The organism is Pseudomonas sp. GW821-FHT03E01 (genome assembly GCF_059420765.1).
Window position 1 is genome coordinate 1 of the sequence record NZ_JBWKUI010000018.1, and the last position, 16,294, is coordinate 16,294.

13 protein-coding genes are annotated in these 16,294 nt (G+C 61.6%); 8 read left to right on the forward strand and 5 right to left on the reverse strand.

The features are described from left to right. Nucleotides 1-66 precede the first annotated feature (66 nt). Entirely contained in the window at nucleotides 67-1,293 is a 1,227-nt protein-coding gene (mhpT, locus tag AC07VO_RS26105; protein ID WP_086945702.1) for a 3-(3-hydroxy-phenyl)propionate transporter MhpT, read from the reverse strand. A 332-nt stretch (nucleotides 1,294-1,625) separates the two neighbouring features. Here mhpT and AC07VO_RS26110 point away from each other — a divergent pair, with 332 nt between their 5' ends. After that, a complete protein-coding gene (locus tag AC07VO_RS26110) occupies nucleotides 1,626-2,936 on the forward strand; it encodes an OprD family porin (protein ID WP_192351244.1) in 1,311 nt (436 codons plus the stop codon). A 6-nt stretch (nucleotides 2,937-2,942) separates the two neighbouring features. Here AC07VO_RS26110 and AC07VO_RS26115 read toward each other — a convergent pair whose 3' ends face one another. Beyond that, the gene (locus AC07VO_RS26115; protein WP_018927890.1) at nucleotides 2,943-3,431 is read right to left on the reverse strand and encodes a MarR family winged helix-turn-helix transcriptional regulator; all 489 of its coding nucleotides are present in this window, start codon (nucleotides 3,429-3,431) and stop codon (nucleotides 2,943-2,945) included. A 212-nt stretch (nucleotides 3,432-3,643) separates the two neighbouring features. On the opposite strand from AC07VO_RS26115, the gene AC07VO_RS26120 reads away from it, so the two are divergent. The 5 genes from AC07VO_RS26120 (at nucleotide 3,644) to AC07VO_RS26140 (ending at nucleotide 10,106) form a co-directional block, all read left to right on the forward strand. Continuing rightward, nucleotides 3,644-4,474 carry a p-hydroxycinnamoyl CoA hydratase/lyase gene (locus AC07VO_RS26120; protein ID WP_007895816.1) on the forward strand — a complete coding sequence of 277 codons (831 nt, stop codon included), beginning with the start codon at nucleotides 3,644-3,646 and terminating at the stop codon, nucleotides 4,472-4,474. A gap of 127 nt (nucleotides 4,475-4,601) precedes the next feature. Next, nucleotides 4,602-6,050, forward strand: a complete 1,449-nt coding sequence (locus AC07VO_RS26125) for an aldehyde dehydrogenase (protein WP_192351246.1) — start codon at nucleotides 4,602-4,604, stop codon at nucleotides 6,048-6,050. A 143-nt stretch (nucleotides 6,051-6,193) separates the two neighbouring features. Beyond that, nucleotides 6,194-8,077, forward strand: a complete 1,884-nt coding sequence (locus AC07VO_RS26130) for a feruloyl-CoA synthase (protein WP_192351248.1) — start codon at nucleotides 6,194-6,196, stop codon at nucleotides 8,075-8,077. Further along, complete coding sequence (locus tag AC07VO_RS26135; RefSeq protein WP_064617348.1) at nucleotides 8,074-9,315, forward strand: thiolase family protein; 1,242 nt, start codon at nucleotides 8,074-8,076, stop codon at nucleotides 9,313-9,315. Before AC07VO_RS26130 ends, AC07VO_RS26135 begins: the two co-directional genes overlap by 4 nt. Before the next feature lie 77 nt (nucleotides 9,316-9,392). Next, nucleotides 9,393-10,106 (forward strand): GntR family transcriptional regulator, encoded by a 714-nt coding sequence (locus tag AC07VO_RS26140; RefSeq protein WP_019578625.1) that lies wholly within the window; start codon nucleotides 9,393-9,395, stop codon nucleotides 10,104-10,106. A gap of 10 nt (nucleotides 10,107-10,116) precedes the next feature. Here AC07VO_RS26140 and AC07VO_RS26145 read toward each other — a convergent pair whose 3' ends face one another. The 3 genes from AC07VO_RS26145 to AC07VO_RS26155 form a co-directional block, all read right to left on the reverse strand. Next, the gene (locus AC07VO_RS26145) at nucleotides 10,117-11,067 is read right to left on the reverse strand and encodes a PDR/VanB family oxidoreductase (protein WP_192351250.1); all 951 of its coding nucleotides are present in this window, start codon (nucleotides 11,065-11,067) and stop codon (nucleotides 10,117-10,119) included. Next, nucleotides 11,064-12,110, reverse strand: a complete 1,047-nt coding sequence (locus AC07VO_RS26150; RefSeq protein WP_192351252.1) for a Rieske 2Fe-2S domain-containing protein — start codon at nucleotides 12,108-12,110, stop codon at nucleotides 11,064-11,066. The genes AC07VO_RS26145 and AC07VO_RS26150 overlap by 4 nt, the downstream gene beginning before the upstream one ends. Before the next feature lie 128 nt (nucleotides 12,111-12,238). Continuing rightward, nucleotides 12,239-13,726 (reverse strand): aldehyde dehydrogenase family protein, encoded by a 1,488-nt coding sequence (locus AC07VO_RS26155; protein WP_086945697.1) that lies wholly within the window; start codon nucleotides 13,724-13,726, stop codon nucleotides 12,239-12,241. A 274-nt stretch (nucleotides 13,727-14,000) separates the two neighbouring features. Here AC07VO_RS26155 and AC07VO_RS26160 point away from each other — a divergent pair, with 274 nt between their 5' ends. After that, nucleotides 14,001-15,170, forward strand: coding sequence for a p-hydroxyphenylacetate 3-hydroxylase oxygenase component (locus AC07VO_RS26160; RefSeq protein ID WP_192351254.1), 1,170 nt, complete (start codon nucleotides 14,001-14,003; stop codon nucleotides 15,168-15,170). Nucleotides 15,171-15,238: 68 nt separating this feature from the next. Next, nucleotides 15,239-16,195 (forward strand): p-hydroxyphenylacetate 3-hydroxylase reductase component, encoded by a 957-nt coding sequence (locus tag AC07VO_RS26165; RefSeq protein WP_192351256.1) that lies wholly within the window; start codon nucleotides 15,239-15,241, stop codon nucleotides 16,193-16,195. The last annotated feature ends 99 nt before the right edge of the window (nucleotides 16,196-16,294 follow it).

Below are 16,294 nucleotides of genomic sequence, written 5' to 3' on the forward strand. Positions count from 1 at the left end.
GACGACTGCTTCGCAGCCGAACGCAGCCACGCAGGCTCGGCAGCTGCTACAAGGAGTGCACCCCGGTCAGGTTTTATCCGCAACCGGGTTCGCCGTACGCAACGGCGGCTCGGCCGAGCGGGCAATCACGCTGATGATCGCCAGTGCTGCGATCAGCAGTCCGGGCGAGGTCGCCAGCAAAACTCCGGTTGTGCCGGCCCCGGCCGCCAGAATCTGCCCGGCGGCCAAGGGCCCGGCTACTGATCCGAGGCGACCGATCGCCACCGCAGCACCGACGCCGGTGGCGCGCACCGAGGTCGGGTACGACGGCGGTGCCAGGGCGTAAAGCACCAGCTGCGCGGCCATCACAAACAACCCGGCAGAAAAACCGGCGATGGCCATGGGGACGATGCCCACCGACAGGCCGACTCCAGCCAGCGCCGCCAGCAACCCGGCGTAGACAAACAGCACCACTTTGATGCCGTTGCAGCGATCCAGCAGCAGTCCGCCGAGCAGGGAACCGAGGGCGCCGCCGATGTTGAACAGCATCTGCACCAGGCCTGCCTGGGGTTTGCTGAAACCCTGTTCCAGCAACAGCGATGGCAGCCAGTTGAGCAGCATGTACATCACGGTCAGGGTGAAGAAGTAGCTCAGCCACAACGCCAGGGTGACGCGGGTCCGGTCTTCGCCGAACAGCGCCTGGCCGGTTGACGCGCGCGCCACGTTGACGCTGCCTTGTTGCTGGCGAAAGGCGCTGGACTCAGGCAGCAGCAGGACCATCAACGGCACCACCAGCAAGGGCACGAGACCACCGATGATGAAGGTCATCTGCCAATGCTCGGCAAACAGCATGGCGACCACCGCCGCCAGCGCGCCGCCCAACGGCACGCCGGCATACATGATGCTGATCGCGGTGCCGCGACGTTGCTCACCCACGGCTTCGGCACACAGCGCGATCAGGTTGGGCAGGGCGGCACCCAGGCCCAGGCCCGTCATGAAGCGCGCCAGCAGCAGGCCGGAAAAACTGCTGACATAGGCCGTGTTGAGGGAGAACACGCCGAACAGCAGCACCGCGCCGATGAGGATTTTCTTGCGGCCGATGCGATCGGCGATCCAGCCGCCGAAGAAGGCGCCCGGCAGCAAACCGATGATGCCGGCGCTGAATACCCAACCCATCATTTTCGGGTCCAGGGCAAAGGTCTGGCGCAGGCCTGCGGCGGCAGTGCCAGCGGCTTGCAGGTCGAAGCCTTCGATCAGTGCAACGATAAAACACAGGGCGATGGTCAGCGTCGTGCGACGTGATGGGGTGTCCATGGCGAACCTCATTATTGTTTTTGTTGGGGCTTACGGGGGAACGCGAGCCTGATTGCTGTAGGCGATAGCAGGCTGAAATTAAGATTAACAAAGATAACTAAAAAATGAATGACAAAGGTTTTTTACTGAAAAATGCCATTAATTTCATTTAAATCAATGTGATGACATAAGGTTGAAGATGTATTTAAAAAATAGATAATAATATTAATGTTCGATTATCGGTCATTGTGGATTGACGCCACCCTCAGGCGTTTCCATTCTCTGACCGGAGATCCTTGGGGCAACCCGACGATCCCGTTCAAAAAAACAACAACAATAAGTGGACATCGAACATGCCAAATCTCCCTCGGGACGCCCTCGTGGCGATCTCAACCTTACCTGTTCGCGCACGTCATCTGGCCCTGTTGGGTTTGAGTGTGATTGCCACTCCGGCGCTGGCCGAAGGCTTTATCGATGACAGTCACGGCACCTTGACCCTGCGCAATTACTACCTGGATCGGGACTACAAGGACGACGGGGCGAAGACCGCGGCCCGGGAATGGGCCCAGGGTTTTATCATGAATATGGAGTCGGGCTTTACTCCGGGGACTGTTGGTTTTGGCCTGGACGCTCGCGGCCTGATGGGCGTCAAGTTGGACTCGTCGCCGGACCGCAGCGGCACCGAGTTGTTGCCGGTGTCCGCCAGCGACAAGCGTGCGGCGGACGAGTATTCGCGCCTGGCCATGACCGCCAAGATGCGTTTTGCCCAGACCACGGTGAAGACCGGCGATGTGTCGATCTTCCTGCCGTTCGCTTTCGCCAGTCCGTCACGGCTGCTGCCGCAGACGTTTCGTGGCACCACCCTCAGTTCAAAGGACATCGACGGGCTGACCTTCAACACTGGCTACATCGATCGCATCAACAAGCGCGATTCCACCAACTACCAGCCGATGAGCATCGCCTCGCCGAACCGGCGTTTCAACGGCGCGGCCACCTCATCGCACATGGCCTATGTCGGTGGCGATTACCAGGTGAACAAGGATCTGAGCCTGCGTGCCTATCACGCCGAAGTGGCGGATCTGTATCAGCAGAACACCCTGGCCTTGCTGCACACGCTGCAGGTAGGCGAGGGCACGTTGACCACTGACTTGCGCAGTTTTTTCAGCGACGAGGACGGCAGCGCCAAGGCCGGCAAGGTGGACAACCGCAACCTCTCGGCGTTGTTCGGTTATCGCTTTGGCGGCCATCGCCTGAGCCTGGGTTATATGCACTCCAGTGGTGACACCGCGACGCCTTATGTGTCGGGTACCGAGTTGATGGGCATGAGTGAGCTGACCATGAGCTCGGACTTTCTCAATGCCAAGGAGCGAACCTGGCAGGCGATCTACGACTATGACTTCGCCGCCGCCGGGGTGCCCGGCCTGAAGAGCCGGCTGCGTTATGTGCGCGGTGACCATATCGAACTGGCGGCGCTGAACGCCGACGACCGCAAGGAGCGGGAGTTCCAGATGGAGCTGGGGTATGTAATCCAGAGTGGCCCGCTGAAGAACGTCGGGCTGATGGCGCGCAAGTCGATCTATCGCAATGACTTCCCCACCGGCGCGGCGTTTCGCGATGAAAACCAGACCCGCTTTCTGGTGCTCTACACCTTGCCGATCTGGTAAGTCGTTTCAGGCCTGATAGACCTTCTTCAGCAGCCTGAGCAGTTCTTCGCGTTCCTGACTGTCGAGGGCGGACGTGGCATCCATGTCGCTCTCGGCAGCGATCAGTTTCAGCTCCTTGAGCAGGGTTTCGCCGGTCTTGCTGAGAAAAATCCCGTAGGAGCGTTTGTCCGGTTTGCAGCGCACTCGCACCGCCAGCGCCCGGCTTTCCAGTTTGTTCAGCAGCGGCACCACTTGCGGTGGCTCGATGGCCAGTGCCTTGGCCAGGTCGGCCTGCATCAGCCCGGGGTTCTGGTCGATGATCGCCAGGGCCGAGAACTGCGCCGGGCGCAAGTCGTGGGCCGAGAGCCGGCCAATCAGGTTCTGGAACAGTTTCAGTTGCGCCCGGCGCATGGCGTAACCGATCAGGTCGTCGAGGGCTGCGTCCAGCGACGCCTGGGTTTCGGGGCTGTCGGCAGGCGCCTCGGGGGCGGCGGCAATCTTGGAAGACTTGGCCATTGCAGGGTGAATCCTCGGGCTGGCGGTTAAGAAGGCTATCTAGTTTGCCGAGATTGGCCGGGGATAGCCACGACCTCTTTCAGATTTCTGGGCGCTGCGCCCGTTTCAGGCACGAAAACAACTCGGTTAATTTTATTAATAGTTAATTGACATAACTATATTTGCGGTTTAGTTTTTACCCATCGTCAAGCCAAGAACAAGAGAGCATCGCCATGAGCAATTACGAAGGTCGCTGGACAACGGTCAAAGTGGAAATCGAGGAAGGCATCGCTTGGGTCATCCTCAACCGCCCGGAAAAACGCAACGCCATGAGCCCGACCCTGAACCGCGAGATGATCGACGTTCTGGAAACCCTGGAGCAGGATCCGGACGCCGGTGTCCTGGTGCTGACGGGGGCGGGCGAAGCCTGGACTGCAGGCATGGACCTCAAGGAATACTTCCGCGAAGTGGACGCCGGCCCGGAAATCCTTCAGGAAAAAATCCGCCGCGAAGCCTCTCAATGGCAATGGAAACTGCTGCGCATGTACGCCAAGCCGACCATCGCCATGGTCAACGGCTGGTGCTTCGGTGGCGGTTTCAGCCCGCTGGTGGCCTGCGATCTGGCGATCTGCGCCGATGAAGCGACTTTCGGCCTGTCGGAAATCAACTGGGGCATTCCGCCGGGCAACCTGGTGAGCAAGGCCATGGCCGACACCGTGGGCCATCGCCAGTCGCTGTACTACATCATGACCGGCAAGACCTTCGGCGGGCAGAAAGCCGCCGAGATGGGCCTGGTCAACGAGAGCGTGCCGCTGGCGCAACTGCGTGAGGTGACGATCGAACTGGCGCGTAACCTGCTGGAGAAAAACCCGGTGGTGCTGCGCGCAGCCAAGCATGGCTTCAAGCGTTGCCGCGAACTGACCTGGGAGCAGAACGAAGATTACCTGTACGCCAAGCTCGATCAGTCGCGCCTGCTGGACACCGAAGGTGGCCGCGAGCAGGGCATGAAGCAGTTCCTCGACGACAAGAGCATCAAGCCCGGTTTGCAGGCTTACAAACGCTGAAGCCTGGCGTTGCATCAGGCGAGCTGGCCGGGCGATCGAGCGTCCGCCAGCTGTTCGCCCCGGCGCCCAGGCGCTACTGTGAACCCCTCGACTGTATTCCCGATAAAGACAATAAAGAGGAATCACCATGCTGGACGTGCCCCTGCTGATCGGCGGCCAGTCGTGCCCCGCCCGAGACGGTCGAACCTTCGAACGGCGTAATCCGGTGACCGGCGAAATCGTGTCGCGGGTTGCCGCCGCCACCCTGGAAGATGCCGACGCCGCCGTGGCTGCGGCCAAAGCGGCATTCCCCACCTGGGCGGCCCTGGCCCCCAATGAACGACGCACCCGGTTGTTGCGCGCCGCCGAGCAGTTGCAGGCCCGCAGCGCGGAATTCATCGCCGCCGCTGGCGAGACCGGCGCCATGGCCAACTGGTACGGCTTCAATGTGCATCTGGCGTCGAACATGCTGCGTGAAGCGGCATCGATGACCACCCAGATCACCGGCGAAGTCATTCCTTCGGATGTGCCCGGCAGCTTCGCCATGGCCCTGCGTCAACCGTGTGGCGTGGTGCTCGGCATCGCGCCGTGGAACGCCCCAGTCATCCTCGCCACCCGCGCCATCGCCATGCCGCTGGCCTGCGGCAATACTGTGGTGCTCAAAGCGTCGGAGTTGAGCCCGGCGGTACACCGGCTGATTGGCCAAGTGTTGCAAGACGCCGGCCTCGGTGACGGCGTGGTCAACGTCATCAGCAACGCGCCCCAGGATGCCGCGGCGATTGTCGAACGGTTGATCGCCAACCCGGCGGTGCGTCGGGTCAACTTCACCGGCTCGACCCATGTCGGGCGCATCGTTGGTGAGCTGTCGGCGCGTCATCTCAAGCCGGCGTTGCTGGAACTGGGCGGCAAGGCGCCGTTCCTGGTGCTGGAAGATGCCGACCTGGATGCGGCGGTGGAGGCAGCGGCCTTCGGTGCCTTTTTCAATCAGGGGCAGATCTGCATGTCCACCGAGCGCCTGATCGTCGATGCCAAGGTGGCCGATGCCTTTGTCGCCAAACTGGCGGCGAAGATCGCCACCTTGCCCGCCGGCAACCCCAATGCGGAAGGTTCGGTGCTGGGTTCCCTGGTGGACAGCAACGCCGGCGAACGGATCAAACTGATGATCGACGATGCTCTCGACAAGGGCGCAACCCTGGTCGCAGGTGGCCGGTTGGAGGGCAGTATTCTGCAGCCGACTATGCTCGATAGCGTCACCGATGCCATGCGCCTGTACCGCGAAGAATCCTTTGGCCCGGTGGCGGTGGTGCTGCGCGGTGAGGGCGATGAAGAGCTGCTGCGTCTGGCCAATGATTCCGAGTTCGGCTTGTCGGCGGCGATCTTCAGTCGTGACACCGGCCGTGCTCTGGCCTTGGCCCAGCGGGTCGAGTCGGGCATCTGCCACATCAACGGCCCGACCGTGCACGACGAGGCACAGATGCCTTTCGGCGGGGTCAAGTCCAGCGGCTATGGCAGTTTTGGCGGCAAGGCGTCCATCGAGCACTTCACCCAATTGCGCTGGGTGACCTTGCAGAACGGCCCGCGGCACTACCCGATCTGAGCAGCTGTCGCAGCGTCGGGCGACGTACGCTTGAGAGCGCCCGTCGCCCGCGTGCAGGCCAGAAATAACAATAACAAGGCTGCCATGCCCCAGTTGACTGCTTCGCAGCGGACCGGTGGCGTGCCTTGATGGAGAACAAGCACGTGAGTTCCGAATTCAGATCGCCACCCCAGGCCGACGCCAGTGCGCCACGCTATCGCCAGGTATCCATCGGCTGTCCTGCGGTCGAGGTCAGCGAAGAGCAGGGCATATTGCATATGCGCTCCCTGGAACCCTTGGCCGAGTTGCCCGTACGCTTGCTCGATCGCCTGGTGCATTGGGCCCGGGTGCGCCCGCAACAGACCTTTGTCGCCGCTCGCCAGGAGGGCGGCGACTGGCGCCGGGTGAGTTACGCCGAGATGCTGACCAGCGTCCGCGCCATTGCCCAGAGCCTGCTGACTTATGGCCTGTCGGCCGAGCGACCGCTGGCGATCCTCTCGGGTAATGACATCGAGCATCTGCAGATTGCCCTGGGCGCAATGTATGCCGGCATTCCCTATAGCCCGATTTCCCCGGCCTATTCGTTGTTGTCCCAGGATTTCGCCAAGCTGCGGCATGTCTGCGATCTGCTGCAACCGGGCCTCGTGTTCGTCAGCGACGCCGCGACCTATCAGCGGGCGATCGACGCGGTGCTGCCGGCCGAAACGCCGCTGATTACCGTGCATGGTCAAGTACCGGGCCGCCGTCAGGCGAGTTTTGCCAGCCTGCTGGAACAACCCGGCGGTGCCGAGGCCGATTGCGCCTTCACGGCTACCGGGCCAGACAGCATCGCCAAATTCCTGTTTACCTCAGGCTCCACCAAACTGCCCAAGGCGGTGGTCACCACCCAGCGCATGCTCTGCGCCAACCAGCAGATGCTGTTGCAAACCTTCCCGGTGTTCGGCGAAGAACCTCCGGTGCTGGTGGACTGGCTGCCGTGGAATCACACCTTCGGTGGCAGCCACAACGTCGGCATCGTGCTGTACAACGGCGGCACTTTTTACCTGGACGACGGCAAGCCGACCGTTCAGGGTTTTGCTGAAACACTGCGCAACCTCAAGGAAATATCGCCCACCGCCTACCTGACCGTGCCCAAGGGCTGGGAAGAGCTGGTCAACGCTCTGGAGCAGGATGGCGAGTTGCGCGAGCGTTTCTTCTCGCGCATGAAGCTGTTCTTTTTCGCTGCCGCCGGTTTGTCGCAACGGGTTTGGGATCGCTTGGACCGGGTCGCTGAACAGCATTGTGGCGAACGCATTCGCATGATGGCCGGGCTTGGCATGACCGAGGCGTCGCCGTCTTGCACGTTCACCACCGGGCCATTGTCCATGGCCGGCTACATCGGCCTGCCGGCACCCGGTTGCGAAGTGCGGTTGGTGCCGGTGGACGGCAAGCTGGAAGGGCGTTTTCGCGGGCCGCACATCATGCCCGGTTACTGGCGCGCGCCGCAGCAGACCGCCGAGGTGTTCGACGAACAGGGTTTCTACTGTTCTGGCGATGCGTTAAAGCTGGCTGACCCCTGTGATCCGCAACTCGGGCTGATGTTCGACGGGCGCATCGCCGAGGACTTCAAGCTCAGCTCCGGCGTGTTTGTCAGCGTCGGTCCGCTGCGCAATCGCGCGGTGCTCGAAGGTTCGCCCTATGTTCAGGACCTGGTGGTGGCCGCGCCGGACCGCGAGTGCCTGGGGGCGCTGGTCTTTCCCCGGTTGTATGAATGCCGACGTCTGGCGGGTTTGAGTGCCCACGCCAGCGATGCCGAGGTTCTGGCCAGCGCGTCGGTGCGTCAGTGGTTCAGCGATTGGCTGCAGCGGCTCAACCGCGACGCCACCGGTAATGCCAGCCGCCTGGAATGGATCGCGCTGCTCGACGAACCTGCTTCCATCGACCGTGGTGAAATCACCGACAAGGGCTCGATCAATCAGCGTGCGGTGTTGCAGTGGCGTGCCGACAAGGTCGAGGCGCTGTATCGCGGTGAAGATCCTTCCATCCTGCGTGCCGGACCTCTGCCGTGAACGGTGCGGGGCAGTATTCGAGCTTTAGCGATGTGGCGATTTTCGAAGCCCTGCGCACGCCTTGGGTCGACCTTGGCGGGGACTTGGCTCAGGTCTCGCCGATCGATCTGGGGATCAAGGTTGGGCGCGAGGTATTGGCCCGCGCCGCTCTCGATCCGTCCTCGGTGGACAGCGTGCTCGCCGGCTCCGTGGCTCAGGCCAGTTTCGATGCTTACCTGCTGCCTCGACATATCGGCCTCTACAGTGGCGTGCCGCAAGAGACTCCGGCGCTGGGGGTGCAGCGCATCTGCGCCACCGGTTTCGAACTCTTGCGGCAGGCCGCCAGGCAGCTGGATGACGGCGTGCAGTTGGCCCTGTGTGTGGCGGCCGAATCGATGTCGCGCAACCCGATTGCCGCTTACACCCACCGCAGCGGTTTCCGGCTCGGTGCCGAGGTGGCGTTCAAGGACTTTCTCTGGGAAGCCCTCTACGACCCGGCCCCGGGCGTAGACATGATCACCACCGCCGACAACCTGGCCCGGCGGCATGGCCTGAGCCGCGACGAAGTGGATCGCTACGCTCTGTGCAGTCATCAACTGGCATTGCAGGCGCAAGCCGACGGCTGGTTCGAGCCGGAACTGGTAGCGATTGGTAATGAGCGTTTTGAGTTGGCCGGCTATCAGCCACGCAATATTCAGTTGCCACGGGGCGTGGACCGCGTAACGCACGATAGCCACCCGCGACCTACCGACCTGAGCGCTTTGGGCCGGTTGCAGTCGGTGCATGCCGGCGGTGTGCAAACGGCCGGCAACAGTTGCGCGGTGGTCGATGGTGCGGCGGCCGCGCTGGTGGGGCGAGCCTCTGCGGCTCGGCGTCCGGTGTTGGCCCATTTGCTGGCCAGTGCCGTGGTGGGCGTGGCACCGGAGTTCATGGGCATCGGCCCGGCGCCGGCGATCCAGTTGCTGCTGCAACGCAGCGGCCTGGCCATTGACGACATCGGCTTGTTGGAAATCAACGAAGCCCAGGCGGCACAGGTGCTGGCCGTGGCGCAGGTGCTTGAACTGGACGGCGACCGCCTCAACCGGCGGGGCGGCTCCATCGCCCTGGGGCATCCCTTGGCCGCCAGCGGGTTGCGTCTGGTGCTGACCCTGGCCAGGCAACTGCGCGAGGGCAATCTGCGTTATGGCATTGCCGCCGCGTGTGTTGGCGGAGGACAGGGTATGGCACTGCTGATCGAGAATCCGGCCTATCAAGGCTGAACACCGCGACCTCTGCCCAAACCTGGCGTCTCTCTCTTGCGTTACTATGCAGGCCCACCTTTCTGGAAGTTGCCTGGATGAGTAAGCCCGGTCAAACGGTGTTGGTCGCATTGCGCAAGATGATCGCCTCGGGCGAACTGGCGGCGGGCGAGCGGTTGATGGAAATCCCCACGGCGCAGCTGTTCGGTGTTTCGCGGATGCCGGTGCGCATGGCGTTCCGCACGCTGGAGCAGGAAGGCTTGCTGGTGCGTTTTGGCGGGCGCGGGTTTCAGGTGCGTTCGGTCAGCCCCGATGACATTGCCGGTGCGGTCGAAGTACGGGGCGTACTCGAAGGCCTGGCGGCGCGTCAGACCGCCGAGCGCGGGCTCTCGGATGAAGCCCGGGCGACCCTCGAACAGTGCCTGATGCAGGGTGATCAGCTGTTCGATAAAGGGTACGTGACCATAGAAGACCTGGAGGTCTATCACGACCTCAACATGCGTTTTCATGAGGTGATCGTCGAAGGCAGCCATAACCCGGCGATCGCCGACGCCCTGGCGCGCAACGATCATTTGCCCTTCGCTTCGGTGACCGCCCTGGCCGTGGACCGCAACGACATGGTCCGGGAATACCGACGCTTCAACTATGCCCACATGCAACACCATTCGGTGTTCGATGCCTTGGTTAACCGCCAGGGTGCGCGTGCCGAAGCGATCATGCGCGAACACGCCAACGCCACGTTGCGCTACGCCGAGGTCTTCGGCTCAGCGACGGCCGAGGAGCGGATGAAGGTCATTCTCCGCTCGGAATAAGCGCGGTTTATCAGATATCCAGCACCAGCAGCGGCGTTTTCGAGCGCGAGCAGCAAGGGGTGAACTGGTCGTTGCAGGCCTGTTCATCCTCGGTGAGGAACAGATCGCGATGCTCCGGCACCCCTTCCAGAACCCGAGTCAGGCAAGTGCCACAAATGCCTTGTTCACAGGAAATGGCGATCTCGATGCCTTGGTTTTGCAACACCTGCACCACGCTCTTGTCGGCCGGCACCTCGAAGACCTGACCGCTGCTGGCGACCTTGATCGAGAAACTGCCATCGGCGCCAGTGTCGACGGGCGCAGCGGCGAAGTACTCGCGGTGCAGGTATTGTTCCTGCCAGCCCTGCTTCCTGGCCGTGTCCAACACGTGCTGCATGAAGCCGCCGGGGCCACACACATATAAATGAACGTCGTTCAGCGGCGTGGCCAGAACCTTGGCCGCGTCCAGCACGGTGTCGGGTTCCTGATCGAAATGCAGGAACACCCGGTCGGCAAAAGGCGAGCGTTGCAGGCGTTCGACAAAGGCTGCACGGTCCCGTGATCGGGCACAGTAATGCAGCTCGAAATCCGCGCCACTGTGTGCCAGGCGTTCGGCCATGCACAGGATCGGCGTGATCCCGATACCACCAGCGAACAGCAGGCTGCGCCTGGCCTCATGGACCAACGGGAACAGGTTGCGCGGTTCACTGATCGGCAGGCGGGTGCCGGGGTGGATCTGCTCGTGCATGGCCAGTGAACCACCGCGGGAGGTGGGGTCCTTGAGCACGCCGATCAGGTAGCGATGGCGTTCTTCGGGGTGATTGCACAGGGAGTATTGCCGGATCAAGCCGCCGGGCAGGTGCACATCGATGTGCGCACCGGCGCTGAAGGCCGGCAGCGGTCGGTCATCGACACTGGCCAGCTCATAGCTGCAGATGTCGTGGGCTTCGTTGTTGCGCGATACCACCAGCACTTCGATCATGCCATTGACTCCTGCGGGGCTTGCTCCCTGGCGATCAGGCGCTCCAGAACCCGACGCGACTGCACGCCGCCAGCGTCGATGTTGAGCTTGAGCAAATTGCGCGCGGGATGGCTGAGCAGGTTCTGTTGCTGGCGTTCGAGCATCTCCAGGTCCTCGCTGAAAATCTTGCCCTGTCCCTCGCGAATGCTCGCGGTCAAGGCTTCATCCTGCGGATTGAAGTTGCGCGCCATGCCCCAGAAGTACCAGATCGAGGTCTCGGTTTCCGGCGTGATGAAGTCGACGACGATGCTCGACGCCTTGAACTGCTGGGGAGCCTGATAACCGCCATGGCCGGCATGGGCCACGCCGACTTCGATCAGCACATGGCTGGGCGGGGTGAAGCGGCAGATCTGCCAGCGGTCCACCGGCACATCGTCGGCCAGGTTGTTGCCGCGCAGGGCCATGCGCCAGAAGGGCGGGGCCATGATGTTGTCCATGTGGCGGGCGGTGACCACCTCATCGCCTTCGACCGTTGTGACCGGCGGCGCTTCGTCGATTTCCTTTTGGCCGATGCTGGACGCATGAACGTAGGTTTCATGAGTCAGGTCCATCAGGTTGTCGATCATCAGGCGGTAGTCGCACTGGATGTGGAACAGGCCGCCGCCATAGGCCCACTCGTCACTGACCGCCCATTCCAGGTGATGGATCAGCGCCGGGTCGGCCAATGCCTGATCGCCGGGCCAGACCCAAATAAAGCCGTAGCGCTCGACCACGGCAAAGGTCTTGTTGCACGGGAAGCCGCGAACCCGCTGCCCGGGCATTTCCACAGTCTTGCCGTCGCACCCCATCACCAGGCCGTGATAGCCGCACACCAGATTGCCGTTTTCCACATAACCCAAGGACAGCGGCGCGCCGCGATGAGGGCAGAAGTCCTCGACAGCCGCCACCTTACCCTCGTGGCCGCGGTAAAAAACCATCTTTTCACCGCAGATCTGACGGCCCAATGGCTTGCCAGCGATTTCATCGGGCGTGCAGGCGACGTACCAGGTGTTCTTGGGGTACATGGAGATTCTCCAAGGTTGTTTGTTGTTATTTAGTGGATCCATTAATGGTGATTTATTGAGGTTTTGTCAAACTGATTCTGTTTATTAACGATTTATTGGATCCACTGGTGACTTTGGAATCCTCCGAATCAATAGCGGATCATCACGGATTTCAGCTCCGTGTAGTCGTCGATAAACGCGCCGCCGAATTCACGGCCGATGCCTGAAGACTTGATGCCGCCGAACGGTACTGCCGGGTCGAGGAGGGTGTGCATGTTCACCCAGACGGTGCCGGCTTCGATGCTCGGGATCATGCGCATGGCTTTGGACAAATCGTTGGTCCACAGGCTCGCGCTCAGGCCGTACGGTGTGTTGTTCATCAGTTCGAGCAGCTCGTCTTCGGTGTCGTAGGGGTAGAAGGTGGCGACCGGGCCGAAGGTTTCTTCGTTGAGCAGGGAGTCGTTGACGGTGTTGGCGAGGATCACCGTCGGTTCGACATAACAGCCGGGGCGGTCGATCAGGTTGCCACCGCAGATGATGGTGTTGTTTTCAGCACGGGCCTTGTCGAAAAACGCGCCGAGCTTGAGTTGATGCTGGCGGTTGGTCACCGGGCCGAATTCGGTGCGCTCGTCCAGGGGCGAGCCGATGTTCAGCGTGCTCAAACGTTGGGCCAGTTTGTCCATGATTGGCTCGATCTGTGAGCGATGGGCGAAGAACCGTTCGGCAGCGGCACAGATTTGCCCGGAATGCAGGAAGCCGGCTTCGATGATGCCGTTGACCGCTTTATCCAGATCGACGTCGCGCAGGAACCCCGCCGAGTTTTTGCCGCCCAGTTCCAGGGTGGCGCGGGTCAGGCCGGCACCCATGGCGCTCTGACCGACGGCAATGCCGGTCGGCACCGAGCCGGTGAACGACACCTTGTCGGTGCCCGGGTGTTCGATCAGCCCTTTGCCAACCAGCCCGCCCCCTGTCAGTACGTTCAGTGCGCCGGCCGGGAGACCGGCTTCAATGGCCAGTTCGGCGATCCGCAGGATGGTCAGCGGGGTGAACTCACTGGGTTTGATGATGATGCTGCAACCGGTCACCAGCGCCGAGGCGAGTTTCCAGATAGCGATCATGGTGGAGAAGTTCCACGGCACGATGCCGACCACCACGCCGACGGGTTGGCGCAAGGTGTAGGCGGTATAGCGTTCGCCGGCGAAGGAGGGCAATGACGGGGTGATGGTCTGGCCGCTGATCTTGGTCGCCCAGCCAGCGTAGTAACGCAGAAAGTGAGCGGCCTGATCGACTTCGAAAGCCCTGGAAATATGGATGATCTTGCCCGATTGGCAGGTTTCGATCTGTGCCAGTTCTTCGCGGTGGCGCTCCAGCAAGTCCGCCAGTTTCAGCAGCACATTGCCCCGCGTCGCCGGTGTGGCCTGGGACCATTGTTTGAAGCCACGTTTGGCCGATTCCACCGCCGCGTCGATATCGGCTGGATCGGCATTGGCGACCTGGGCAATGACCTTGCCAGTGGCAGGGTTGATCACTTCCAGTGTCTGGCTGGAACGGCTCTGGACGTAGCCGCCGTCGATAAACAATGCATGGCTTCGACGGAGGAAGGCTTCAACTTGAGGCAGCAGCGCAATATCGCTCATGGGGGTTTTCCTGATCGCGAACAAGAGAAAAACCCGAGGTTAATCCGTGGGGGCATGCGTGGCTTGACTGTGCCTGCCGTGCTACATGCCCGTGGGTGCCAGAACGGCTTCAAGTGTGGGCAGAATGATTGGGCCATTGCCTTTGAAAAGTACAATCTTGGCTCTGGAAGGTGCATTTTCTACCGCGATGGCGGGTTCCATACTGGCCCTGTATCCGCTGCCGTGCCTCGATTCGGGGCGCCGGCCGGACATCCAATAATAAGCAGGGCCGTCCATGAAAAAGCCAAACCCGCTCCTCGAAGACCTCAAATCCATTCTGCCGACCATCGCTGCCAATGCCTTTGAGGCCGAGCAGGACCGCAAGGTCCCCGACGAGAACATTGCGCTGCTCAAAAGCATCGGCATGCACCGTGCCTTTCAGCCGAAGCAGTTCGGCGGGATGGAAATATCGCTGCCGCAATTTGCCGACTGCATTGCCTTGCTCGCCGGCGCTTGTGCCAGCACGGCATGGGCCATGAGTCTGCTGTGTACTCACAGCCATCAACTGGCGATGTTCCCGGCCAAATTGCAGCAGGAAGTCTGGGGCACCAACCCGGATGCCACCGCCAGCAGCAGCATCGCGCCTTTCGGCCGTACCGAAGAGACCGAAGGCGGTGTGCTGTTCAGCGGTGAAATGGGCTGGAGCAGCGGCTGCGACCATGCCGAGTGGGCGATTGTCGGTTTCCGTCGCAAGAATGCCGAGGGTACCCAGGACTACTGCTTCGCGGTGCTGCCGCGCAGCGACTACCAGATCCGTGACGACTGGTTCGCCGCTGGCATGAAAGGCAGTGGCACCAAGACTTTGATCATCGACAGTGTGCTGGTACCGGAACATCGCATCCAGAAAGCCAAAGACATGATGGAAGGCAAGTCCGCCGGTTTCGGTCTGTACCCGGACAGCAAGATCTTCTACTCGCCGTACCGTCCTTACTTTGCCAGCGGTTTCTCCACGGTGAGCCTGGGTGTCGCCGAGCGCATGCTGGAGGTGTTCCGTGAAAAAACCAAAACCCGCGTGCGTGCCTACACCGGTGCGGCGGTCGGTGCCGCGACCCCGGCGTTGATGCGCCTGGCCGAGTCGACCCATCAGGTAGCAGCGGCCCGGGCCTTTCTCGAAAAGACCTGGCAGGAGCATGCCGAGCACAGCGAACGACATGAATACCCAAGCCGCGAAACCCTGGCGTTCTGGCGCACCAACCAGGCCTACGCCACCAAGATGTGCATTCAGGCAGTGGACCGGTTGTTCGAGGCCGCCGGCGGCAATGCCTGGTTCGAGCATAACGAGATGCAACGCCTGTTCCGCGACTCGCACATGACCGGGGCCCATGCCTACACCGACTACGACGTCTGCGCGCAGATCCTCGGCCGCGAGCTGATGGGGCTGGAGCCCGACCCGAGCATGATCTGAGCCAGATCGTCACCGCGTCCCCATAACAACAATCAGGACTGCTCCTGAAAGCAGTCCGGGAGTCTTGCATGTCTGATAACAGCGTTTGTGCAGCTACTGAAACGACCTTCGACCCACGGGCCTTTCGCCGGGCGCTGGGCAATTTCGCCACCGGCGTGACGGTGGTGACTGCCGCCAGTGCATCCGGGCGCAAAGTCGGGGTGACCGCCAACAGCTTCAACTCGGTATCCCTCGATCCGCCGCTGGTGCTGTGGAGCATCGACAAGCGTTCCAACAGCCACGAGGTGTTCGAGCAGGCCAGCCATTTCGCGGTCAACGTGTTGGCGGCGGACCAGATTGACCTCTCCAATAATTTCGCCCGGCCCAAGGAAGATCGCTTCGCCGAGATCGAGTTCGAACCGGGCGAGGGTGGGGCACCGGTGTTCGCCGATTGCTCGGCGCGTTTTCACTGCGAGAAGTACCAGCAGGTGGATGGCGGTGATCACTGGATCATGATCGGCAAGGTGGTGGCGTTCGATGATTTCGGTCGCTCGCCGTTGCTCTATCACCAGGGCGCCTACTCCATGGTCTTGCCTCATACCCGCATGACTAAACGCGATGAAAGCCAGCCACCGAGCAGCCATTTTCAGGGGCGCCTCAGCCACAATCTGTATTACCTGATGACCCAGGCGGTGCGGGCCTACCAGTCCAGCTACCAGCCACGGCAACTGTCCACCGGCCTGCGCACCAGCGAGGCGCGCATGCTGATGGTGCTGGAAAGTGACGCAAGGCTGAGCCCCGACGATCTGTTGCGTGAGGTGGCGATGCCTGTTCGGGAAATCGATGAGGCCGTCGCCAACCTCAAACGCAAGGGGTTGGTGAACGACGATGACAACGGTGTACGTCTGACGGCTGCCGGTATCGAGCAGACCGAAGACCTTTGGGCGATCGCTCAGGCGCAACAAGAGAAAGTCTTTGCCGAATTCAGCGAGACGCAGATAGAAACGTTCAAAACCGTGTTGAAACGACTGATCAGCAACTGCTGACCGTTTGATCTTGGGGTAGAAAAATCCGATGCCGGTAATGGCATCGGATTTTTTTTTGCGTCACGCTCGGGCCGTTGAACTGCGCTGCAACATTGTCAG